This window comes from Pseudoalteromonas sp. SWN166 (genome assembly GCF_015864485.1).
Lineage (GTDB): Bacteria > Pseudomonadota > Gammaproteobacteria > Enterobacterales > Alteromonadaceae > Pseudoalteromonas.
In genome coordinates, this window is sequence record NZ_JADYXB010000051.1 from 1 (window position 1) to 21345 (window position 21345).

The 21345-nt window shown below is 38.6% G+C and carries 24 protein-coding genes; 11 read left to right on the top strand and 13 right to left on the bottom strand.

Annotated elements, in window-relative coordinates; all coding sequences use genetic code 11:
- Positions 1–1163 precede the first annotated feature (1163 nt).
- Positions 1164–2630, top strand: coding sequence for a DNA recombination protein RmuC (gene rmuC, locus I6F49_RS18625; protein WP_197181596.1), 1467 nt, complete (start codon positions 1164–1166; stop codon positions 2628–2630).
- Positions 2631–2691: 61 nt separating this feature from the next.
- Entirely contained in the window at positions 2692–2883 is a 192-nt protein-coding gene (locus tag I6F49_RS18630; protein WP_007583678.1) for a DUF3185 family protein, read from the top strand.
- Positions 2884–3310: 427 nt separating this feature from the next.
- Here I6F49_RS18630 and I6F49_RS18635 read toward each other — a convergent pair whose 3' ends face one another.
- A complete protein-coding gene (locus I6F49_RS18635) occupies positions 3311–3715 on the bottom strand; it encodes a MerR family transcriptional regulator (RefSeq protein ID WP_197181597.1) in 405 nt (134 codons plus the stop codon).
- A 100-nt stretch (positions 3716–3815) separates the two neighbouring features.
- Here I6F49_RS18635 and I6F49_RS18640 point away from each other — a divergent pair, with 100 nt between their 5' ends.
- Both I6F49_RS18640 and I6F49_RS18645 read left to right on the top strand, forming a co-directional pair.
- Positions 3816–5054, top strand: a complete 1239-nt coding sequence (locus I6F49_RS18640) for an NADH:flavin oxidoreductase/NADH oxidase family protein (protein ID WP_197181598.1) — start codon at positions 3816–3818, stop codon at positions 5052–5054.
- Between the two features lie 98 nt (positions 5055–5152).
- The gene (locus I6F49_RS18645) at positions 5153–5404 is read left to right on the top strand and encodes an aldo/keto reductase (RefSeq protein ID WP_231615142.1); all 252 of its coding nucleotides are present in this window, start codon (positions 5153–5155) and stop codon (positions 5402–5404) included.
- A 104-nt stretch (positions 5405–5508) separates the two neighbouring features.
- Here the strand turns inward: I6F49_RS18645 and I6F49_RS18650 are convergent, their stop codons facing one another.
- Positions 5509–6234: an aspartate/glutamate racemase family protein gene (locus I6F49_RS18650; protein WP_197181599.1), complete on the bottom strand. Its 726-nt coding sequence runs from the start codon at positions 6232–6234 to the stop codon at positions 5509–5511.
- Between the two features lie 115 nt (positions 6235–6349).
- On the opposite strand from I6F49_RS18650, the gene I6F49_RS18655 reads away from it, so the two are divergent.
- The gene (locus I6F49_RS18655) at positions 6350–7231 is read left to right on the top strand and encodes a LysR family transcriptional regulator (RefSeq protein WP_197181600.1); all 882 of its coding nucleotides are present in this window, start codon (positions 6350–6352) and stop codon (positions 7229–7231) included.
- Positions 7232–7602: 371 nt separating this feature from the next.
- On the opposite strand, the gene I6F49_RS18660 is transcribed toward I6F49_RS18655, so the two are convergent.
- The 3 genes from I6F49_RS18660 to I6F49_RS18670 all read right to left on the bottom strand — a co-directional run bounded on the left by I6F49_RS18660 (position 7603) and on the right by I6F49_RS18670 (position 9954).
- Positions 7603–8475, bottom strand: a complete 873-nt coding sequence (locus I6F49_RS18660; RefSeq protein WP_197181601.1) for a nuclear transport factor 2 family protein — start codon at positions 8473–8475, stop codon at positions 7603–7605.
- A gap of 118 nt (positions 8476–8593) precedes the next feature.
- The gene (locus I6F49_RS18665; protein ID WP_197181602.1) at positions 8594–9472 is read right to left on the bottom strand and encodes an AraC family transcriptional regulator; all 879 of its coding nucleotides are present in this window, start codon (positions 9470–9472) and stop codon (positions 8594–8596) included.
- Between the two features lie 53 nt (positions 9473–9525).
- Positions 9526–9954, bottom strand: coding sequence for a PACE efflux transporter (locus tag I6F49_RS18670; RefSeq protein WP_024600346.1), 429 nt, complete (start codon positions 9952–9954; stop codon positions 9526–9528).
- Positions 9955–10044: 90 nt separating this feature from the next.
- Between I6F49_RS18670 and I6F49_RS18675 the strand changes: the two genes are divergently transcribed.
- Both I6F49_RS18675 and I6F49_RS18680 read left to right on the top strand, forming a co-directional pair.
- On the top strand, positions 10045–10920 hold the full coding sequence (locus I6F49_RS18675; RefSeq protein WP_197181603.1) for a LysR family transcriptional regulator: 876 nt from the start codon (positions 10045–10047) through the stop codon (positions 10918–10920).
- Positions 10921–11041: 121 nt separating this feature from the next.
- Positions 11042–12049 carry a zinc-binding alcohol dehydrogenase family protein gene (locus I6F49_RS18680; RefSeq protein ID WP_197181604.1) on the top strand — a complete coding sequence of 336 codons (1008 nt, stop codon included), beginning with the start codon at positions 11042–11044 and terminating at the stop codon, positions 12047–12049.
- 67 nt (positions 12050–12116) lie between these two features.
- On the opposite strand, the gene I6F49_RS18685 is transcribed toward I6F49_RS18680, so the two are convergent.
- Together I6F49_RS18685 and I6F49_RS18690 are read right to left on the bottom strand one after the other, a co-directional pair.
- Entirely contained in the window at positions 12117–13064 is a 948-nt protein-coding gene (locus I6F49_RS18685) for a LysR family transcriptional regulator (protein WP_166421723.1), read from the bottom strand.
- A 1-nt stretch (position 13065) separates the two neighbouring features.
- On the bottom strand, positions 13066–13971 hold the full coding sequence (locus I6F49_RS18690) for a LysR family transcriptional regulator (protein WP_166421724.1): 906 nt from the start codon (positions 13969–13971) through the stop codon (positions 13066–13068).
- 104 nt (positions 13972–14075) lie between these two features.
- Between I6F49_RS18690 and I6F49_RS18695 the strand changes: the two genes are divergently transcribed.
- Positions 14076–14867 carry a DODA-type extradiol aromatic ring-opening family dioxygenase gene (locus tag I6F49_RS18695; RefSeq protein WP_166421725.1) on the top strand — a complete coding sequence of 264 codons (792 nt, stop codon included), beginning with the start codon at positions 14076–14078 and terminating at the stop codon, positions 14865–14867.
- Between the two features lie 168 nt (positions 14868–15035).
- Here I6F49_RS18695 and I6F49_RS18700 read toward each other — a convergent pair whose 3' ends face one another.
- On the bottom strand, positions 15036–15572 hold the full coding sequence (locus I6F49_RS18700) for a redoxin domain-containing protein (RefSeq protein WP_197181605.1): 537 nt from the start codon (positions 15570–15572) through the stop codon (positions 15036–15038).
- Positions 15573–15794: 222 nt separating this feature from the next.
- On the opposite strand from I6F49_RS18700, the gene I6F49_RS18705 reads away from it, so the two are divergent.
- Positions 15795–16106 carry an EthD family reductase gene (locus I6F49_RS18705; RefSeq protein WP_197181606.1) on the top strand — a complete coding sequence of 104 codons (312 nt, stop codon included), beginning with the start codon at positions 15795–15797 and terminating at the stop codon, positions 16104–16106.
- Between the two features lie 27 nt (positions 16107–16133).
- Complete coding sequence (locus I6F49_RS18710; protein WP_197181607.1) at positions 16134–16811, top strand: haloacid dehalogenase type II; 678 nt, start codon at positions 16134–16136, stop codon at positions 16809–16811.
- A gap of 61 nt (positions 16812–16872) precedes the next feature.
- Here the strand turns inward: I6F49_RS18710 and I6F49_RS18715 are convergent, their stop codons facing one another.
- Positions 16873–17748, bottom strand: coding sequence for a LysR family transcriptional regulator (locus I6F49_RS18715; protein ID WP_165739565.1), 876 nt, complete (start codon positions 17746–17748; stop codon positions 16873–16875).
- A 119-nt stretch (positions 17749–17867) separates the two neighbouring features.
- On the opposite strand from I6F49_RS18715, the gene I6F49_RS18720 reads away from it, so the two are divergent.
- The gene (locus I6F49_RS18720) at positions 17868–18368 is read left to right on the top strand and encodes a lactoylglutathione lyase family protein (RefSeq protein ID WP_002959229.1); all 501 of its coding nucleotides are present in this window, start codon (positions 17868–17870) and stop codon (positions 18366–18368) included.
- 261 nt (positions 18369–18629) lie between these two features.
- Here the strand turns inward: I6F49_RS18720 and I6F49_RS18725 are convergent, their stop codons facing one another.
- From I6F49_RS18725 to I6F49_RS20590, 4 genes are all read right to left on the bottom strand, one after another.
- Positions 18630–18797 (bottom strand): SEC-C metal-binding domain-containing protein, encoded by a 168-nt coding sequence (locus I6F49_RS18725; protein ID WP_166421731.1) that lies wholly within the window; start codon positions 18795–18797, stop codon positions 18630–18632.
- A gap of 25 nt (positions 18798–18822) precedes the next feature.
- Positions 18823–20451 (bottom strand): HAD family acid phosphatase, encoded by a 1629-nt coding sequence (locus I6F49_RS18730; RefSeq protein ID WP_166421732.1) that lies wholly within the window; start codon positions 20449–20451, stop codon positions 18823–18825.
- A gap of 108 nt (positions 20452–20559) precedes the next feature.
- On the bottom strand, positions 20560–20841 hold the full coding sequence (locus tag I6F49_RS20585) for a GTP cyclohydrolase, FolE2/MptA family (RefSeq protein ID WP_331461457.1): 282 nt from the start codon (positions 20839–20841) through the stop codon (positions 20560–20562).
- Positions 20825–21190 carry a GTP cyclohydrolase, FolE2/MptA family gene (locus tag I6F49_RS20590; RefSeq protein WP_331461458.1) on the bottom strand — a complete coding sequence of 122 codons (366 nt, stop codon included), beginning with the start codon at positions 21188–21190 and terminating at the stop codon, positions 20825–20827. Before I6F49_RS20590 ends, I6F49_RS20585 begins: the two co-directional genes overlap by 17 nt.
- Positions 21191–21345: the final 155 nt, after the last annotated feature.

The following is a 21345-nucleotide window of genomic DNA, read 5'->3' on the forward strand; positions in this document are numbered from 1 at the left end:
CAGTAAGACCTTTACCAGCTTGAAGTTCAGCTAATGCTTTGTTGAAATCGAAAGATTGAGTCATGTGTCACTCCTGTTTTCTTAATAATACTGAAATGACACAGATTTCTAAACACTACCTCTTTTTATGAACTTAATTTAAAAGCGGACGTCTACTATTATGCTTGTTAGTTAATTGCAGTTAGCACAAGCATCATGTTGATTCCCTATTTAGTTGCTAATTTTAGTAATGATTGAGCCAGCCCATTTTGAGCTGGCTTTTTTTATGCCCAAAATTTAGCGTTTAATTTTTATTTTAAATGTTTTGATCTTTTTATGAACTTAATTTAAAAAGTGGCGTCTACTATTATGCTTGTTGATTAATTGCAGTTAATACAGGTTTTCATGTTGATTCCCCATTTAGTTACTAATTTTAGTAATGATTAAGCCAGCCCATTTTGTGTTGGCTTTTTTTATGCCCAAAATTTAGCGTTTAATTTTTATTTTAAAAGTTTTTATTTTTTTATGAACTTAATTTAAAAAGTGGCGTCTACTATTACGCTTGTTGATTAATTGCAGTTAATACAAGTTTTCATGTTGATTCCCCCCCATTTAGTTACTAATTTTAGTAATGATTGAGCCAGCCCATTTTGTGTTGGCTTTTTTTATGCCCAAAATTTAGCGTTTAATTTTTATTTTAAAAGTTTTGATCTTTTTATGAACTTAATTCAAAGAGCGGCGTCTACTATTATGCTTGTTGATTAATTGCAGTTAATACAGGTTTTATGTTGATTTCCCCTATTTGATTACTAATTTTAGTAATGATTAAGCCAGTTCAGTTTGAACTGGCTTTTTTTATGCCCAAAATTTGTTTAAATCAGCCCGAATAAAAATAAATGATCTTTCGTAAGTTAATTTGAATTAATTATTTCGTTTCCCGGTCTACTGTAGTGCCTGTTGTTATATAGCTTCACCCAATAATCTTTTTTATTTTGGTGATAATATATTTAAGTTGCAGCTTGCGCGGGCACATGTTGATTTTCCCTTTGATTACTTAATTTAGTAATATTTGACCAGCTTATTTTGAGGTGGTTTTTTTATGTCTGTAATTTCTTTGCTCCCCTACTTCTGTTGCTTGTTATTGGTTATGATGTCATGTCTCTAAATTTTATAAGTTTATTTTTATGCTCACTCAAGTACTCACTAATATTGATTGGCTAAGCGCAGGTGCTGGTGTTGCGTTAGGCGCCCTATTTTATGGTGTTGTATCAACGCAGCTTCGTAAAAAGCTACATCTACAAATAAGCGAACAACAACAGCAGCTATCACTGTTACAAAATCAATTTGATAATAAAGAGCTGCAATACAGCGCCTTGCAAGAAGATCACGAACTGCTAGAACATACTCACCAAGAGCAGCGCGATGAAGCGCAGCATTTTAAAACGCGTTTTAGCGAACAAGAAAAACAAAGCATTCAATACAATCATTTTTGGCGTAAAGCCGAAGGCGAGCTGGCAGCGCTTCGCGAGCAATATAATCAACGCGATGTTGAATATAATAATATGCGCACTACGCTTGAACAAAAGCAGCAAAACTTTACCGAACAACTCGCGCAAATTGAGCAAAGTAAAAATACACTCAAAAAAGAATTTGAAAATCTAGCCAATAAAATTCTAGAAGAAAAATCACAAAGCTTTAAAACCTTAAATCAAGAAAGCATTGAGCAATTATTAAAACCAGTTCAGGGCGAGCTAAAAGGCTTTAGAGAAAAAATGGAGTCAATACACGTTGAAGATATAAAACAACGTACTGCGCTCAAAACCGAATTACTACATTTACAGGCTAAAAGCCAAGCTATAACAGATCAAGCAGATAAGCTCAGTAACGCGCTACAAGGGCAAAAGAAAACCCAAGGTAATTGGGGCGAACTTATGCTCGAAAACGTGTTAGATAGCGCAGGCTTACGTGCAGGTGTTGATTATAAGCGTGAAGTGTCGTTTAACACTGAAGATGGTCGTTTGCGCCCTGATGTAGTTGTTTACTTACCACAAGGTCGCCACTTAGTTATTGATGCTAAAACATCATTAAATGCTTATACTCGTTACGTTAACGCCGAAAATGAGCTAGATGCTAATCAAGCAATTAAAGAGCATGTGAACGCTGTTACAGCGCGTATTAATGAGCTCGCGAGTAAATCGTACGACCGTTTACCAGGGCTTAATTCGCCTGAAGTTGTGGTTATGTTTGTACCAATAGAATCAGCCTTTGTTGAAGCACTTAAATACCAAAGTGATATTTACCAACAAGCAATCGAAAAAAATATACTGGTAGCTACACCCACTACCCTGCTGACTAGTTTAAATATTGTTAAACAGCTTTGGCGTTTTGAGGAGCAAACTAAATATTCAAAAGAGTTGGCAAATCGGGCTGAGCGTTTTTATAACAAGCTCAATGGCTTTTTATTAAGTATGGAAGGCGTAGGTAAGCAGCTTGATAAAGCGAAAGAAAGTTACGACAAAGCGTTCTCGCAATTATACCGCGGTAAAGGTAATTTAATTAAACAAGCATCAGAATTTAAAGAGCTTGGTGTATCAGTACAAAAAGAGTTACCTAGTGAGAGCGTTGAACGTGCGCAGCTAGAGCTTGATTAAATTTGTTAAGTGTTTTCATTTAAGTATGCTAAATAATGTACGTTAGAAATCAGAGGTGTTTATGAATAATAAGATTATAGGTATTGTTTTAATCGTTATAGGTATCGCTTTAATTATGTGGGGATACGACGTATATGATGCAGCAGCTTCGCAGCTAAGCCGAGCATTTAGTGGTGATACACCAATAGAAGCATGGGCGGGTATTATTGGCGGTGCTATCTGTGTGTTAATTGGTATTAAAAAGCTTAAGTAACATAAATAAAATACAGTTTACTAAAATAGAGGGTGTTCAAAATTAAAATCTTTAGTCATGTGTCATTCCTGTTTTAGTCAATTCTACTGAAATGACACCGATTTTTGAACACTACCTAACATTAATAAAATACAGCTTACTAGGGCGTGTTGATCTTTGTGGATTGAAATTTGTTCAATCTAGGGGCGATTAAATCGCGGCGCGAAGTTTGTAACCTAGTGGGCTAAGTAAAAACCGAGCAACAAAGAGTTAATCGCCCCTAGAAAGAACCCAAAGGGCAGCGTATGTTTGGTCTTTATGCTGCGTTATCGCCTATTTATGGGGAATAACCACACTACATAGGCTCTGCCTTGCCTAAAAACCAAACAGTCTGCTGCAAATTCACCCACCAAAGATCAACACGCCCTGAATAAGCTGTATTAATTTATTAGTAATCTATCACTTTTAGTAATTCATTCAATTTGCCTTCTGGCAGGCATTCGCCTTTATCCCAATAAGAGTTTAGTAACGTAGTTAAGCTGCCAATACGTTGTGATTTTTTCTGTATTTGCGCTATTAATATGTCAGCTTCTTTTTGTTTTTGCTCTAAACGTTCAATTATTACTGTATGGTTTAGCTCGCCGTTTTTGTTGTGTAACAAAGGTATTTCGTCGAGTGAAAAGCCTAAGCTCTGTGAAAACTTAATTAACTGTAGTTTCTCTAAACTTTGTAGAGTGTATCGCCTATAACCATTAGCACTGCGAGTGTTTGGTGTTAGTAACCCTTTGCTTTCGTAAAAGCGAATAGTACTGGCGGGTATATTGGTAAGTTTTGCAAGTTCGCCTATTTTCATAACTAATAATAACTCCACTTTACATAAACTTAGTAGGTTGACCTTCAAGCTAACTTTAAGGTTATAGTTGTTTTAATGTCAATTTAATTAGCCAATAATTATGCGCAATCCTGTGTTTACCTCTTTTACATTGCCAAGTGGTTTAGTATTAAAAAATCGTATTGCCAAAGCCGCTATGGAAGAAAACCTAGCGCAAGAGGATCAAACGCCCTCCCAAGCACTCAAAAATGTTTATAGCGCATGGGCTAAAGGCGGCGTCGGGCTAATTATTACGGGCAATGTAATGGTCGATCATTTAGCGATGACAGGCCCAGGCGGTCTTGCGCTAGAGCAAAGTACCGATATTACAGCCTTTGCTGAGCTTGCTCGTTTATCAAAGCAAAATAATTGCAAAGTGGTGATGCAAATTAATCACCCAGGTAGGCAAGTATTTAAAAAAATGGGTGGAAAAGCCCTATCTGCTTCAAATGTTGCACTTAATATGGGTAAGCACTCGCATTTATTTGGCGTACCTAAGGCAATGACGAAAACCGACATTGACGACGTTATTACCCGCTTTACACTAACAGCGCAGCAAGCTGAAAAAGCCGGTTTTAATGGCGTACAAATACATGCAGCGCATGGCTACTTACTTGCTCAGTTTTTATCGCCACTTACCAATAAGCGCGACGATAAATGGGGTGGCAATTTACAAAATAGAACCCGTTTACTGCTCGAAATAACCCGCAGTATTAAAGCAGCTTGCTCATCTACCTTTTCTGTTTCGGTAAAATTAAACTCTGCTGATTTTCAACGCGGTGGGTTTGAGCCCAGTGACGCGCAAGTTGTAGTGGATTTATTGAATGAACTCAATGTTGATTTTGTAGAGCTTTCCGGTGGCAGTTACGAAGCGCCTGCAATGCAAGGCAAAACCAGTGATGAGCGCACGCTTGCCCGCGAAGCATACTTTTTAGAGTTTGCAAAAGTTATTAGCCAACGCTCATCAATCCCAATAATGACCACAGGCGGCATTAGTCGCTTATCAATTGCTAACACTGTGATTGACAGTGGTGTTGCCTTAGTTGGCGTTGCTACAGCGCTTGCATATCAACCTAATTTAGTAAACAAATGGCAAAATGAGCCACTGCAGTTAGCTGTATTACCTAGTGTTACTTGGCAAGATAAAACCCTCGCAGGGCTTGCCACTATGGCACTGGTAAAAAGGCAAATACGACGTGTAGGCCAAGGTAAGCCTATAAAAATAAATGCTTCACCAATATTTACTTTAATTAGCGACCAACTACGTTCGGTTAAATTAACAAAGCGTTACCGAAAACGTTTTGCAAATGAGCTAAATTAAGCTTTTGGTTTTACTTTCTAATATATTGTTTTTGTTTGGCTATTTATACATTTAAAAAATGTAATACAATTTCATATTGTGTTAGTGGGTATTTAAAAATGCACCATGATTGGCCTATGCAGCAAAAGTTTAACGCAATTAGCGAAATTGCATCAAAACACGGAATTGATATAAAAACGGCTGCGCTACAATTTGCAGAGGCGCCGTCAACTGTGGCTTCTATTATTCCTGGGGCACGAACGGCCGAGCAAATTAACGCAAATATTGCTTCAATGAAGGTAACCATTCCTGATGCGTTTTGGAGTGAGTTAAAAGCTAAAAATCTAATTGAGCAAAACGCGCCAGTGTAAGCTTAGCTACTAAACCCGAACTCAAGTTAAGAGATTAATTATCCTGAGTTCGGGTTACTAAAGTGTGTTAGTGACTAAGCACACCATTTATAGCTAAATTAGTATTATGCAACGCTAAGTAGCTGCTCAGCTTGCTTTAACGAGTACGCCCAGTTAACACACTCTTGCGCTAAAATAGCGATGGTATCTAAGCATGTCTCGGGTGACTTACTGGCTTGTTCGTTTAGAACAAGCGGAATTTCGGTGCAACCAAATAGTACCGCATCAGCACCTTGAGCTAACATTTGCTCATAACTTTGGCTTAAAAGCGTGCGACCTAGGGCTAAATTCCCCGACTTAACCGCCGTTATACCTTGCATTACTAATGCTTGTTGCTGCTCGTTTGGTTCAATAAATTCAATATTGTGCTCACTAAATGCCGTTTGATATATCCGCATATTGAGCGTAGCTGTGGTCGCTAATATCCCTACTTTACGTTTGCCCGTTGCCTTAGCGCGCTTAATAACACTTTGTACAATACTAATGGTATGTACATCAGCGTTTTGCGTTAGTGCATCATACCAATAATGCGCAGTATTACACGGTATAACAATGCAACTTACACCTAGGCTAGTAAGTTCGTTAAAACCTTTTTTAAGCTCAAAAAATGGATTTTCATCTTCAATACCCATTAAAAATTTTGTGCGATCTGGAATTTGCGGGATATTCCTTATAAACATAGGTATATGTTCCTGATCGCTTTTAGCCGGTGATAAAGCAATTACTTGATTCATAAAAGATGCGGTAGCTAATGGCCCCATTCCGCCCAATACTCCAAGTGTTCTAAGCATTGTTATATTCCGATAGGTTGTTACTGTATGAGTTGAATTTATCGTGTTTTTTTTGTTTTGAATAATGCTATTATTTTACAGCCCATGCTTAAATTGCATATCTTGAGTGAGTATTATGAATATAGAGAGTAAATGGTTAGAAGATTTTTTGGCCTTGTCTAATACAAAAAGCTTTTCGCAGGCCGCAAGGCTTAGGCATATAACGCAACCTGCTTTTAGCCGACGAATTAAAGCATTAGAAGAAGCCGTAGGTGCAGAGTTAATAGACAGAGAAAACTTACCAATTACACTTACCTCAAGCGGTAAAATATTTCATATAACAGCGCGTAATCTAATAAACCAAATGAATACTTCAGTGAGTATGTTAGAAGAACTTTCCTCTGAAGAAACTCACTCGGTAAAGGTTGCTGCAGCGCACTCATTAGCTACGTTTTTAGCGCTAAAGCTGTCGAACTTTCATAGTGAAAGCGATCGTAAAGTAGTCCTTAATATAGAAGCCATTGATGTTGATAAAGCCACTGCTACGCTCGAGCAGGGCGCATGTGATCTACTTATTGCTTTTGATAACGAACGATTAAAGTTACCTCCGTTTAGTCATCAAAAAATAGGCAGTGCAGAGTTATTGCCAGTGAGTGCATGCAATGCAAACGGTAAGGCAATATACAATTTAGAAAGTGAAGGGTTTGTACCTCACTTAGCTTACAGTTTAGATTCTTATATGGGGAGGCAGTTAGAGCCGATAATATCAGGCTCTAAACTTAAAAAAGTATTTGTATCGTCGATGACAGAGCTTTTAAAAATACAAGCTTTAGAGGGTAACGGCATTGCTTGGTTACCAAACTACGTAATTACTAAAGAACTAAAAGAGAAAAGTTTAGTTGTGGTTGGCCAAAAGCATCATTGCGTGCCTATTACATATTATGCGTATCGGTATCATGCTGCGCTTCACCCTGGCGGCGAGAGCGTCTGGAATAAATTAAAAGAGCTAAATGTATAACGCAAAAAGTTACTGTAAACCCCCATTACAGTTAGCCGGTAAATTGTACAAAGAGTAAATTAGCCCTACTTAATAAATTAAGTAGGGCTAATTAGGGCGTGTAGATCTTTGTGGATTGAAATTTGTTCAATCTAGGGGCGATTAAATCGCGGCGCGAGGTTTGTAACCTAGTGGGCTAAGTAAAAACCGAGCAACAAAGAGTTAATCGTCCCTAGAAAGAACCCAAAGGGCAGCGCATGTTTGGTATTTATGCTGCGTTATCGCCTATTCATGGGGAATAACCACACTACATAGGCTCCGCCTTGCCTAAAAACCAAACATACTGCTGCAAATTCACCCACCAAAGATCAACACGCCCTAGTCTGGTTTAATTAAAAACCAAATTTACCGTTGCTGTTCTGCCATTGTGCTTTTGCAGGAATAGTTTCAATGGTGTCCCAGTGTTCTACAATTTTGCCATTTTCTACACGAAATAAATCATAAAACGATACATGCTTATTCATAAATGTACCTTCGTTTACCGCTAAAACAAAGTTACCTTGGCCTAAAATAATATGGTTTTTGCTTACTATCATTGGCATGTTTAATTTAGCGAGTTCACCAAGCGCTTTACCTAAGCCGCTTAAATCGTCTGCAATTGCAGAGTTGTGCTGAATATACGCGCCTTTTTCACTGCTAATAAAGTCATTGATTTTAGCCATGTTGCCGTTAATTAAAATGGTATTTACAAAGCCTTTAACTAGCGCTTTATTCGCTTTTGTTTTACTCAAATCGGTAATCGCTGTTGCGCCATCTAACTGCGTACGGCCACTTGGATTTACAGGTGTAATGGCTTGTAAGTTATCCCAGTGTTCTATAATTTTACCGTTTTCAAACTTAAAAATATCAAAGCCAACTTTCGGACCAAAAAAGTTATATTCAGTATGTGTAACTGTGTAGTTACCATCAGAAAAAGCGCGTTTCACTTGCGCTTTTGCGCTGCCTTTTGGTAATTGCTGGAGTACTTCACCAAAACCTGCAAGGCCATCTTTAACTGCTAAATTATGCTGTGTGTATTGAGTTGGGTTTATATAGCTAATGGCTTTGGCATCGCCTGTTTCTATGCTTGAAATAACTGCAACCGCTTTATCTGTATTACTAAGTGTAGTTTGCTCAGATGTGGTTTTTTGTACACTTGCACATGCAGTTAAGCTAATAACTGCAGTCGCTAACACACTGCGAGTAAGTAGTGATAATGTTTTCATTGTAATGCCCTTATTTATTGGTATGCAGGCATTTTATGTAATATTTATAATGTGCAGTAGAGTGTAAGTTGGCGCTAAAATGGTAAAAATCGAACCCCGCCAATCTAAGCTAAGTCGGCTATAAAATAGTGGCACTATGGCGTACTTGAAACTGACTCGGTGTAGCTCCTGTTTGTTTTTTAAAATATTTTACAAAGTTGCTAGCATCTTCAAAACCAAAATCGTAAGCGAGTTTTTGTGTTGTTACATTGCTTATTATTAAGCGGCGTTTTATTTCTATTAAGGTAAATGCGTCAATCATTTGCTTAGCGGTAAGGCCAGTACTTAATTTGCAAATATGATTAAGGGTTTTGTAAGTTGTGTGCAATTTTTTTGCATACCAGTTGGCATCGCGAATAGTTAAAAAATGGCTTTGTAGCAAAGTATAAAATGTACCTAGCTTAATGCTTTGCTCTGGATTTATTTTATCGTGGCGTAATTGTGGACGTAACCTGTGCAACCCCAAAGCTAGCGCACTAAATAAATACATTACTATGAGTGGGTCTGATTGTGGGTGCGCTATTTCTATTTTCATTTCGTTTATTGCGCTTAATACTCGTGCTTGGCTATGCGTATTTAAGTTAAGTAATGGCGTATGTTGTTGGTTTAAATGGGTTGGTGTGTAATTTGGTAAGCGCATATTGGTATGCACGCGGTCTAAAAATGTTTGCGTAAACAATACAACATACCCTGTTGGTTGCTTACTAAAGTCGAACGCGTGCACTTGGTCGGGTTGCAAAAAAATAAGTGTGTTTGGCACAAATGAATATTGTGTAAAATCAACCATGTGCTTTCCACTGCCCTGTTCTATATAAATAATCATATAAAACGAGACTCGATGCGGCATTTGCGGGTCGTGAGAAATTATGTCTCGCTCATACAAATTACTAAGAGGCAATATTTCAAGCTCAGCTTGCGCTGATTTATCATGGTTAAAACCAATGTTAGGAATATCCATTCGGGCTTATTTTTATGTGTTTTATAAAGTGTATGTGAGTTAGCTTTAGCTTATCAAGCACATTGCGATTTATTAACCCACTTTTTGTATGGCTGATGCTTATCGTACAGTACATTAAAGATATACGTGTAAATGAGTATAAATACTAAAAAGCCTGCTTCTAATGCTGCAGCAGCCAGCCATGTAATATTTAAATACCAAGCGAGCATTGGCAGCGTTATTACAACCATACCCAGCTCAAAGCCACATGCGTGAGTAACACGAGTTAGTAAGCTGCGATCTTTTCGGTTATGCCCTGCTATTTTATCAAACACTATGTTGTAAATGTAGTTCCACAACATGGCAAAAATTGATAAACCAATACCTACAATTGCCATTTTTCCTGTTGCAAACCCACCAAAATAAACAGATGCAGGAACAATAATAAATAATGCAATCATCTCAAATATTAGGGCCTGAAAAATACGTTCTAATGTGTTCATATATAAATAAGTTCTTTAGTGAATGACGAGACGGTTATTTTCATTCATTATTAAGATACATGTTAGTTAGCTGGTATCGGTAAAAGCGATATGTTTAGTATTGAACAACTTCAGGCATTTGTAGCTACCGTTGAGACTGGATCGTTTTCGGCCGCAGCGCGTAGTTTAAGTAAAGCGCAGTCGGTAGTAAGTCAGCATATTATTAATTTAGAAATAGACTGTAATGCAACATTATTTGAGCGTACAGGGCGTTATCCACAATTAACGGATGCCGGTAAACAGTTACTACCTCAGGCTAAGGCTGTGCTTAATCAACACCAGCGATTAACAAGCTCTGCATTAGCACTAAACGAAAAAACACCAACCGAAATCACTATTGCACTTGACGAAGGGATCCCATTTAAAACTATCGCGAGTATTATTAGCAAGCTGCAAACTAAGTATCCTTATGTATCGCTTGAGTTTTTAAGTGCATCGAGCCATGACATAATTGACATGCTAAATAGCGAAAAGCCTATAACGGGTATTATTTTTAGTGAATTAAATATACCGAGTTACTTAGACTATGAATGTATTGGGGCGGTGAAATTTGATTTATATGTTGCTAAATCGCACCCTTTAGCGGGGGGCAGATGTGAAAATATGGATGGCCTTCGGCTACATCGACAACTTCTTCTTCGTTCGCGCAATACACAAACAAGCAGCTTTCAGCTAAAAATTAGCCCAGAGATTTGGTATGCCGATAATTACTTTGTATTACTCGAGCTAGCAATACAAGGTAACGGGTGGTGCTTATTACCAAACCATGTAGCTCTAGATGCAGTACAAAGTGGTGAGCTGGTTAAACTTCCTCTTGAGTTTGAAGAAATGGGTTGGTTGGCTAATGTTGATGTATTACAGCATCAGCGGCATAGTAATCAAAAAGTGTTTAAAGCGCTTCGAAGTGTATTACGAGGGCTGTTATAAAATTTCTATTGTGGGATATTATTTCCATAATGATTGGGCTTTTTACCTCTTTTTTAACTGCGCCGATAAAGCCAAAATAGCGTCATCAACACAGCGAATTAAACGACTAGAGGCAAAACACATGAAAGCAATTGGATATCAACAAAACTTACCTGTTTCAAACGAGCTATCACTTCAAGACATCGAACTTGAAATGCCAACAGCACACGGCCACGATATTTTAGTGGAAGTAAAAGCTGTATCTGTTAATCCGGCTGATTTTAAAATTCGTGAATCAATGCCAGCGCCAGAGGGCGAATACAAAGTACTTGGTTTTGATGCTACAGGCGTTGTTAAATCTGTTGGCGAAAATGTGTCTTTATTTAAACCTGGCGACAAAGTTTGGTATGCCGGCGATGTAACGCGTTCAGGTAGTAATGCACAGTTTCAATTAGTTGATGAGCGTATTGTAGGTAAAATGCCAACGACGTTATCTAACTTTGAAGCCGCAGCGCTTCCTCTTACCAGCCTTACCGCATGGGAGTTGTTGTTTGATAGATTAAACGTAGCTGAAAATGATGATTCTAAAAGTATCTTAGTGATTGGGGCTGCCGGCGGTGTAGGCTCAATTATGGTGCAACTGTTAAAGCAGCGCACTAAGCTTAAAATTATTGCTACAGCGTCTCGCGCCGAAACCACGTCGTGGTTAGAGGACTTAGGTGCCGATACTATTATTAATCACCGTAATTTATTAAGCGAAGAGTTTGCAGCTAAAAACTTAGGTGAAGTAGATTATGTTGTTAGCTTAAATAACACAGCTCAACACTTGCCTGAAATAGTTAAAGTGATTAAGCCACAAGGTAAGTTTGCACTGATTGACGACCCTGAAACGCTTGATATTGTGCCATTCAAAACAAAATGTGTGTCGGTACATTGGGAACTTATGTTTACTCGTTCATTATTTAAAACAGACGATATGCAAGAGCAACACGTTATTTTAAATAACGTAGCGGCGATGATTGACGAAGGCCTGATTAAAACAACGTTTGGTGAGCATTTAGGCACTATTAACGCCGTTAATTTACGTAAAGCGCATCAGCATCTTGAAACGCAAACGGCTAAAGGTAAAGTTGTTTTAGAGGGTTTTTAAATAACCACTCTATAAATACATTTTGAGTATACAAAGCAAAGCCCCTAACGGGGCTTTTTTATATCTGTTATTTGTATAACTGTTTGTAATTAGGCATATGTTCAACCCAAAATGGCGGTGTACCAATATACTCTTGCACGGTTTTAATAAACTCACTTACCAATGGGGTTTGTTTACGATGAGGGTAAAGCGCGTAAATACCTGTGCCCATAGTTGATAGTTTATAATTAGTTAAAAGCGGCACAAGGCCCATTTTATCAATAGGTTCTTCTAAATTAAATAAATCGAGCATTACATACCCAAGCCCTGCTTTTACTGCATCGACCATAGCGCGTACATCACTCACTTTGTAATTGCCTTTCATTTTATGTATTTTTTGCTCATCACCATGAGGCTCAGTACTTAACTTAACTTGGTCGAGACTTACATCGCCATTGCCATAAATAATAGCGGGTAAAGCTAATAAATCCTCTGGTGTGGTAGGCATTCCGTGCTTTTTTATAAAATCATGTGATGCAACAAGCGCAAAGTGCATATTAGCAATTTTTTTAGCCATCAAATTAGAGTCGTTGAGTTTGCCTATTCTAAAGGCTAAATCGTAATGATCGGCAATAATATCGTTACGCTTATCGTCAAGCATCAAGGTTATTTTTACCTCAGGATACTTTTGCATAAATATATTAATAGCGGGCTGAATATACTGCTGACCAAAAAACATACCCGAGGTAATGCGTAAAATACCTTTTGGCTTTGCCTGATACGAGTCGGCTATGCTATGGATATCAGAAAGTGTATCAATAAGAATATGCGCTTGCGTTAAAATTTCCTCTCCTGCGGAGGTGAGCGAAAATGAGCGCGTTGAGCGATTTAACAGTTGCACACCTAAACTGGTTTCGAGCTTTTTAATTTGTTTAGACAGCGACGAATTATCCATATCATGCAGTGCTGCTGCTTTAGCAAATGAGCCTTGTTGCACTACATCTACAAATAACGTTAATTGATTAGTTATCGACATATCACTCTCCTAAATCCCAATAAGGAACATCGCCATAATAGCCACTGGTAAAGTCAACAAAAGCACGCACTTTACTGGGTAAAAACTGCCTATTAGCATACACCATGTAAAGCCCCATTGGCTCGGGCTCATAGTCTTTTAAAATGCGTACCACTTTACCTTGAGCCAGTGCCTCACCTGCTATAAACGTAGGCTGCATGGTAATACCGCCTCCTGCAATGGCTGTGTTTAGTAACAAATCACCGTTATTAGCTACTAAGTTACTTTCAAGCTTTAATTCATTTTTTAGCTCATCATAGCCTTTAAGTCTTTTTGTAGGCTCGGCGTGAGCATAGCGTAAATAGTTATGTTCTTGCAGCGCTTCTAATGTGGTTGGCGTGCCGTTTTGTTTTAAATAGGCAGGAGATGCAAATATTGCTAAGCGAATAGGCGCTACTTTCTTCGCTATTAATGTTGAGTTTTTTAACGTACCGATACGCAGTGCTATATCAATACCTTGCTCAACTATATCTACAAATTGATCGGTCAATCGTAAATCTATTTTTAAATTTGGATACTGCTTTTGAAAATCAACCAGTAACGTTGCCAAATGCTTAACCCCAAACGACATAGGCGCACTAATACTCAGCACGCCCGATACATTTTCGCTTAAGTTATTGAGTGAGTTTTCCATATCTTCAATATCAATAACGACCTGTTGGCAACGCTGATAATATTGGTTTCCGGCCTCTGTAACACTTACTTTTCGCGTTGTACGGTGCAATAAACGCGTGTGTAAATTGTCTTCCAACGCAGAAATATACTTGCTGACTAATTGCGGCGAAATATCGAGTTTATCGGCCGCTTTTGAAAACGATCCTTCTTGCACAACGGCTAAAAAGGCCTTCATAGTGGTTAGCTTATCCATTTTTAACAATATCTTGTTTGTAATTTATAAATAAATAGCACATTTATCACCAAATTAAAAAGTAATAAAATTGCTATATCAAAATAGACTCATTAGGTAATAGCATGACTCAGCCCGCTTTATTTATATCTCACGGCTCGCCAATGATGGCGGTACAGCAATCGGCAACCTCTGATTTTTTAACATCGCTTGGTCAAACTCTTAAAACACCGAGCGCTATTGTTATTTTTTCGGCGCACTTTGATATTGCTAACGATAAAACAACACACGACATAGTGATCACTGCCGGTAATGCACCGCAGACTATTCATGATTTTTATAATTTTCCGGCGCACATGTATCAAATTCAGTACCCAGCACCAGGTGAGCCCGTACTTGCCAATACCATTGCACAGCGTTTTAGCACTAAAGGTATTAAAGCTGTGCTTGATGCAAAGCAAGGGTGGGATCATGGCGTGTGGATACCACTGCGGTTAATGTATCCAGCGGCAAATATACCTATTGTGCAGGTGTCTATTAATACCCGTTTAGGCGCAAAGGCAATGTACGAATACGGGCAGTTACTTGCACCGCTTCGCGATCAAAATATATTAATTATTGGCTCAGGTGGCATTAGCCATAACCTACCCGAAATATTTAAAAAACCACCTACGCCTAATCGCGTTCAAATGGTTAATGAGTTTACTCAATGGGTTGAACAAACGCTTTTAGCGCAAAATACACCCGCGCTGTTAGATTATTTAAACCAAGCGCCCCACGTATTATTTAATCACCCTACCCAAGAGCACTTTTTACCACTTTTTGCGGCTATGGGAGCAGGTACAAATGAAGTTGAAAAAATATTTAGTGATATCGAAATGGGGGTTTTAGCGCTTGATGCGTATAAATTCACTTAAAAGGTTTGTATATGTAGGAGGGTTATTTAGTTTTTGGATTGGTTTTGCTTTTGCTTAAAGCTGCACGCAGGTTTTGTAACTCATTATAATAGAGCCAAGCGTTGTATCAATGCTCCAAGTTCAAGTGTTTTAAGCTTAAACTTGAACTTAGGGTGTTTAAATTAAAATTTAATAGTTTAAAGTACCACGAATTGGGTAATCATTTTTAGGATCGCGGATCCATGTAAGTCCACCTACCAAAGTTTTTAAATTTGGGCGACTAACAGGGTTATTTGCAATATCAATCACATGCAATTTACCGTGCTCATTGACTACAAATAGGCCCGGCTCACTAAAGTTATGATCGGTTTCTTTTGCAAAACGCGGTTTAGAAATATATAAACCAAGATCCTGCATCGACTCTTCAGTTAAGCCATATGCAATAGGGTACGAAATATTTAAGCTTGCCATGTGCTCTTCTAGTTGCGCTTTAGAGTCGCCCGATACTGCAATTATATCGATGCCTGCATCAGCCAGTGCCGACTTAACTTCTTCTAGCTCATTTAAAAAAGATGTACAAATAGGGCAATGTTTACCACGATAAACAAAAATAGCTTGCCACGGTAATCCATTTTCCGACTTTCCTAAATTAATTTCGCTGTCATCAATAAGCGTCACTTTTACTTGAGGAAATGTATCGCCAGGATGTAATTTTTGCGTGCTCATAAATAGCCTTAATTAATAATAGAATAAGATATCAACGACAAATATAAATTAATTTGAGCAAGTGTTCAATAATTAATTGAGCAATCGTTCAGTTTTGTTTATAGTGAGTTCAGCTACATCTATTTATGATGTTTAATTAAAGCGCACTTATGGCTTACATCAATGTAAAAATTGGTACATTTAAGTGCACTGTTTGCACTCCCTAAAAGTTAGGATTTTATTATGATTAAAGTTTCAGTTCTATACCCAAATAAAGACGATGCCCAATTTGATTTTGATTATTATTGCAATGTGCATATTCCTTTAATTACAGAGCTATTAGGGGACGCATTAATTAGTGGTTCTGTAGATGCCGGGCTTGCTGGCGGTGCACCAAACGAAGCGCTTGCATATATAGCGATGGGTCATCTTGTATTTGAATCGGTAGAATCATTTCAAAATTCATTTGGTCCACATACCGATAAAATTTTGGCCGACTTAGTCAACTTTACAAACACGCAACCACAAATCCAAATTAGCGAAATTAAGCTATAAATTTATATTCAAAATTAAGAGGGAAATATGGCAACTACACTCGCATTTGACGTATACGGCACGCTCATTAATACCCATGGTGTGCTGTCCTTACTCGACGACATGATTGGCGACAACGCCCAAGCATTTTCAAATACATGGCGCGAAAAACAACTAGAGTATTCGTTCAGGCGTGGCTTAATGCAAAATTATATTCCCTTTTCGCTATGTACAAAACACGCACTCGACTATGCGTGTTTAGCGCATAAAACACAGTTGAGTGACGCTCAAAAAACACAATTACTCGACAAATATAAGGTCTTGCCAGCATTCGACGATGTAAAAGCAGGCCTTAAACAATTAAAAGCACAAGACTATCGCTTGTTCGCATTTTCAAATGGTGCTGCCGATGCAGTAAATACTTTGCTAGAAACGGCAGGAATAAGTGAATACTTTGAAGGCGTAGTAAGCGCCGACGACGTTAAAACCTTTAAACCAAACCCAGGGGTTTATAGTCACTTTTTACGCGAAACCAATTCAACCGGCGCAAACACATGGCTTGTATCAAGTAACCCGTTTGATGTAACCGGTGCCATATCGCACGGTATGCGAGCGGCGTGGATTCAACGATCTAAAGATTCAATTTTTGATCCGTGGGAAATACAGCCAAATACTATTGCAACCGATTTACTCGATTTAAAAGCAAAATTAGAAAGCGTTAACTAATTTTCTATTCCCCCTTTTGCTTATGGTATTAAGTGCCGTGGGTGTAAAGGGGGTTTACGTTTTAACTATTTACTCCCGCCTTTATTAGCTCAATCACTGTATTCATACGTTTTGCCAACGGCCTATTTCGGTGATGGCACACATAAATAGATTCACTAACCGGACATTTTAAATGATGTGTTTTTATAAGTAGTGGTTTATTGAATGCGCCAACAGCATGAGCAGGTAATACCGTAAAACCCAGCCCTAAGCTTACAGGTTCTAGTATCAAACTAATTTGGTTAGAAAATCCCGTACGTCTTATTTGGTCAATATGCTCAAACTCACTGTAGTTTTCGCTTAGTAGTAGCTGCGCATGATGGCTTGCATCGGGGTGAGCAATAAACCCTAGCTCACACAGGGTTTGCCAATTAGGCATGTTTATACCTGCAGGCGTTACAAGTAGTAGTGGCTCTTGGCTTATTTTATGGCTGGTTAGTTCGCTAAATGTTGGAGCTTGAGTTAAAAACCCAATGTCGGCACTGTGGTTTGCTACAGCTTGTTCAACACTTACATTGGGCGCAAAGCGGTAATCAATAATTAGTTCTTTATGCTCAGATTGCAGTGCTAATAATTGATTATAAAACTTTAAACCACAACTGCCCGGAGATTGAATCTTTACCGCTCCGCTGTACGGCGAATCATCTTTTAATTGTTGTTCTAAAAATTGCCAATCTTTAAGAAGTAGGCTGCCCTGCTGATATAAGTTTTGGCCCTGAGGAGTAAGAGAAAACTGCTTACCATGGCGCTCAAGTAAAGCGCAGTTAACTTGCTGCTCTAGCTTTTTAATATGCTGACTTACGCCAGACTGGGTCATATAAAGGCGCTCAGCTGTTTGGGTAAAGTGATTTACTTCAACCAAAGTGCAAAAGGTGTTTAGCCATGTTGGATTTATCATTACAAAATGTACTCAAAATGATGATTAATGATAATTTTACTTAATATGTAGCGGTTCGTAAACTAACTCCATCAACTAGTCGTAAGACAAAATAAGTCACACGTTAAAGAGGAAGCATTATGAGTCATACATATCCACGTAGTTTTTCGCACATTGGTATTTCAGTACCCGACGTTGAAAAAGCCGTTGAGTTTTATACAAAGGTTATGGGTTGGTACACTATTATGGAACCTACTTTGATAACCGAAGATAAAAGCCCAATTGGTGAAATGTGTACAGAAGTGTTTGGTGAAAAATGGGAAAAATTCAAAATAGCACACCTATCTACAGGCGATCGTATTGGTGTCGAAATTTTTGAATTTAAAAACCAAGAAAACCCTAAAGACAACTTTGAATACTGGAAAACTGGTATTTTCCATTTTTGCGTTCAAGACCCTGATGTAGAAGGTTTAGCTGAACGTATTGTAGAAGCTGGCGGTAAAAAACGTATGGAAGCCCCACGTTATTACTACCCAGGTGAAAAACCATACCGCATGATCTACATGGAAGACCCGTTTGGTAACATACTTGAGATTTACAGCCACAGCTACGAGCTAATTTACAGCGCAGGCGCTTACTAAAAGTCTGAACTGTGGATAATAAATCTATATCTAGCAGCCTTTTTTAGCGCTAATTGCGTTGAATTTATTTGCAATAGGCCAGCTATAACACGTAGATTCGCCTTATTTTCACTGAAAATTTTGGTTAGAGAGGAACATCCTTAAATACCATAATTATTCAACGTGTTATTAAATTTATTAACCAGAGATCAGGCTAAATAATAGGGTTAACATTGCGTTAGCCCTATTATTTTAGCTTTAATAAAAAGTGATAAGTACGCGTTAAGCGCTTTTCCCACAACACTTTTTATATTTACGCTCGTTACCGCATACACACGGGTCGTTTCGACCTAGTTTAGGCATGCCACGGGTTATTGGGCTTTGCGGTGGCGGGCAACAGCTTATATTAGTACAGCTAGAGCCAGTTGGTGCAGGCGATTTATCTGTCATCTCATATTCCTTTTTTTAGTCGTGTTTACCAAGAGCCATACATAGGGTTTGGTAGTAAAAATAAAGACTTACCAAGTTTTGGTTGTAGCGCTTCTATATTGGCTGATTCTTGCGTGATGCCGCTAAAGTCTTCTATGTTGTCTCCTACCTGAAACTTTATAACCTGCGGTTGTTTCCAGTTATTTTGCATGCCCTTTGGTGTATAACAATCGGCTGTACCTTGTGTTATTTGTTGGCGGCGAAGGTCTTTATCATTAATAAAGTGTTTGCCATCTACAGCGGTTTTATCGGCCTCTGAACGGCCCATTAAACAGGTATTTTCAACCGTTACAGGTAAGCCAACTGCTTTAAGATTATTCCATGTGTGTACATCGTTTGCTTTATCGCGGTTAGTAACCAGTGCTACTTTGCCTCCTTGCTTGTAAAGCGCTTCTATAAACGATTTAGCGCCAGGTACTAGCGTTGCGTTTTCGCTTTTTACCCATGCTTGCCATGTTTGTGGTGTATAACCTTTACCGCTAAGTTCGGTTTGTTTTTGATAGGCAGAGTTATCGAGTACGGTTTCATCTACATCCATCACAGCAACCCAGTTAGTTGCAGAGCGTGGTAATTTCGTAACCGCAGTTTGAGCTTGCTGATACATATAAGTTGTTAATGCCTGATACTCTTTACTAGTTGTTTGCCATAAAACCGATGCTGATAGCGCATTTGCGTTATCTGTAATTGAAACCGATACCGCACAATGGTCGCTTAGCATGGCTTTATCATCCATATTTTTATATTTATGGACTTGGGCTGATTTTGCGATACTTTTAGCATCCATTTTACCCACAATTATATGATCGATAGGCGCTGGGTAGCGTGCTTGGCAACCAATTAAATGGCTAGTAGTAATGCTCGTTGAGCGCTCATTGCTTAATAAAGTGCGCGTTAATCGGTTATAAGGTGCAGAAATACGTTGGTTAAAATCACCCAGTACAATGTATGGCGTATTTGTAGTTTCTCGTTTTGCTATCCAGCTATCAAGAATAGGTGCTTGTTGGGCGTAGGTTTTACACGCTGGTGAGTCGCTTTTAAGGTAGTCATCTACAAAGCAGCCGCTTTTCATGTGTACGTTAAGTATATCGGTTGGGCCGTTTGGTGTATTTACCGTTATTTGTAAGCCATAGCGTAGCCCTGCTCTTTTTAAGGCTAATTGATCTATGGCAGCAGTATTGAGTACAGGCATTGCTTTTTTTACTGCAAAGGCTACTTTTTGTTGAGTTGATAAAGCCCCTGTTTGTCGGCACGTATAGGCTTTACTATCTGCTCGGGTAGACATAATAAGTTGCCAGTCGTCTTCAGAAAAAATTTGCTGTAAGGCCGCTTTAGATCCCACTTCTTGTAGCGCAATAATATCGGCGTCTAGGTTTTTTGCATACGCTTTCATTGCTGCTATTTCGCTTGGCGTTCGTGTTCTACAGCCTGTATCGATTGGATAAGCAAGATGCTCTACGTTCCATGTTGCCACCTTTAATGGCTGCGATACACTTTGCAAGGAAGTAACAACCTCACTACTTGGTGAGCTATTCGCTACTTTTGTGGGAATAGTTGATGTACAGCCAATACTTAGCGTTGCTATACAGGTAATAGTTAATAAACTAAACGCCTTCATTTTTATGTCCTTTGGATTATTTTTTTGTTGCTATTACTTGCGACTCATTAAAATTCTTCGTCAAGTATACAATGCCTTATTGTTTAATGTTCGCTGTTAATTAACGTCCTATTGTGGAAATTTTTGGTCATACACTACGGCGTTGTGCGCGTGTAAGCTTTCTTGGTGTTCAACCTTAAAGCTGTAGTTGTAAATATCTGTTTTTTGTTCAAGGGCGTGCTTTAGCCTGCGGGCAGCGTCTTCACAAAACAGCAGGTTTTCGGCGTTAAGTTTAGCAAAGGCTTGCTCGTCTTCTCGTTTTACAGCAGTTTGTACTGGCGTGCCTATAGCCTCTTCCATTTGCTTAATAAGAGTGGGTAAATCGGGGAGTTGTTCACCTTGTAAACTCATGTTTATATACGCACGAGCGTTGGCTATGCGGCGTAGCTACACTGCCTTGCTGCGATGTTAGCCATTCTAATAAAGCGCTTTTATCAAGCTGCTGCTCTGTAAATTGCTCTGCTACAGCGTCACTTAACGCTTGCCTTGAAAGCGCAGCCGAGCACGGGCAAGTGCTCGAATAAGGAATTGTTAGGCTAAGCTCAGTATTAATAACGCCATCTGTAATGGTTTTGCTAATAGCCACTGGATACGCCTGAACCCCAGATTGATTTGATAAAAGCGCCGGCTTATTTATTACAAGCTCAAAGGCTAAATCTATTTTGGCACTTAAGCTTAAACCTTGCTGAGAGCTAAGCATGTTTTTAAGTAGTGTTGTTAAAACCTGGCCATTTAGTTAACACCGATCAGTTAAGGTATTTTTGATCGGTTGACCGATCTTTTGGTTGCTTCACAATACCCTTATCATCTTTTGATTATGAGGGTATTTTTATGCTTAGTCATTGGTTACTTGAT

What these genes read in the sequence shown, in the direction of transcription:
- rmuC (WP_197181596.1), top strand. Translation starts at nt 1,164, where the DNA reads ATGCTCACTCAAGTACTCACTAATATTGATTGGCTAAGCGCAGGTGCT.
- I6F49_RS18630 (WP_007583678.1), top strand. Translation starts at nt 2,692, where the DNA reads ATGAATAATAAGATTATAGGTATTGTTTTAATCGTTATAGGTATCGCT.
- I6F49_RS18635 (WP_197181597.1), bottom strand. Translation starts at nt 3,715, where the DNA reads ATGAAAATAGGCGAACTTGCAAAACTTACCAATATACCCGCCAGTACT.
- I6F49_RS18640 (WP_197181598.1), top strand. Translation starts at nt 3,816, where the DNA reads ATGCGCAATCCTGTGTTTACCTCTTTTACATTGCCAAGTGGTTTAGTA.
- I6F49_RS18645 (WP_231615142.1), top strand. Translation starts at nt 5,153, where the DNA reads ATGCACCATGATTGGCCTATGCAGCAAAAGTTTAACGCAATTAGCGAA.
- I6F49_RS18650 (WP_197181599.1), bottom strand. Translation starts at nt 6,234, where the DNA reads ATGCTTAGAACACTTGGAGTATTGGGCGGAATGGGGCCATTAGCTACC.
- I6F49_RS18655 (WP_197181600.1), top strand. Translation starts at nt 6,350, where the DNA reads ATGAATATAGAGAGTAAATGGTTAGAAGATTTTTTGGCCTTGTCTAAT.
- I6F49_RS18660 (WP_197181601.1), bottom strand. Translation starts at nt 8,475, where the DNA reads ATGAAAACATTATCACTACTTACTCGCAGTGTGTTAGCGACTGCAGTT.
- I6F49_RS18665 (WP_197181602.1), bottom strand. Translation starts at nt 9,472, where the DNA reads ATGGATATTCCTAACATTGGTTTTAACCATGATAAATCAGCGCAAGCT.
- I6F49_RS18670 (WP_024600346.1), bottom strand. Translation starts at nt 9,954, where the DNA reads ATGAACACATTAGAACGTATTTTTCAGGCCCTAATATTTGAGATGATT.
- I6F49_RS18675 (WP_197181603.1), top strand. Translation starts at nt 10,045, where the DNA reads ATGTTTAGTATTGAACAACTTCAGGCATTTGTAGCTACCGTTGAGACT.
- I6F49_RS18680 (WP_197181604.1), top strand. Translation starts at nt 11,042, where the DNA reads ATGAAAGCAATTGGATATCAACAAAACTTACCTGTTTCAAACGAGCTA.
- I6F49_RS18685 (WP_166421723.1), bottom strand. Translation starts at nt 13,064, where the DNA reads ATGTCGATAACTAATCAATTAACGTTATTTGTAGATGTAGTGCAACAA.
- I6F49_RS18690 (WP_166421724.1), bottom strand. Translation starts at nt 13,971, where the DNA reads ATGGATAAGCTAACCACTATGAAGGCCTTTTTAGCCGTTGTGCAAGAA.
- I6F49_RS18695 (WP_166421725.1), top strand. Translation starts at nt 14,076, where the DNA reads ATGACTCAGCCCGCTTTATTTATATCTCACGGCTCGCCAATGATGGCG.
- I6F49_RS18700 (WP_197181605.1), bottom strand. Translation starts at nt 15,572, where the DNA reads ATGAGCACGCAAAAATTACATCCTGGCGATACATTTCCTCAAGTAAAA.
- I6F49_RS18705 (WP_197181606.1), top strand. Translation starts at nt 15,795, where the DNA reads ATGATTAAAGTTTCAGTTCTATACCCAAATAAAGACGATGCCCAATTT.
- I6F49_RS18710 (WP_197181607.1), top strand. Translation starts at nt 16,134, where the DNA reads ATGGCAACTACACTCGCATTTGACGTATACGGCACGCTCATTAATACC.
- I6F49_RS18715 (WP_165739565.1), bottom strand. Translation starts at nt 17,748, where the DNA reads ATGATAAATCCAACATGGCTAAACACCTTTTGCACTTTGGTTGAAGTA.
- I6F49_RS18720 (WP_002959229.1), top strand. Translation starts at nt 17,868, where the DNA reads ATGAGTCATACATATCCACGTAGTTTTTCGCACATTGGTATTTCAGTA.
- I6F49_RS18725 (WP_166421731.1), bottom strand. Translation starts at nt 18,797, where the DNA reads ATGACAGATAAATCGCCTGCACCAACTGGCTCTAGCTGTACTAATATA.
- I6F49_RS18730 (WP_166421732.1), bottom strand. Translation starts at nt 20,451, where the DNA reads ATGAAGGCGTTTAGTTTATTAACTATTACCTGTATAGCAACGCTAAGT.
- I6F49_RS20585 (WP_331461457.1), bottom strand. Translation starts at nt 20,841, where the DNA reads ATGAGTTTACAAGGTGAACAACTCCCCGATTTACCCACTCTTATTAAG.
- I6F49_RS20590 (WP_331461458.1), bottom strand. Translation starts at nt 21,190, where the DNA reads ATGCTTAGCTCTCAGCAAGGTTTAAGCTTAAGTGCCAAAATAGATTTA.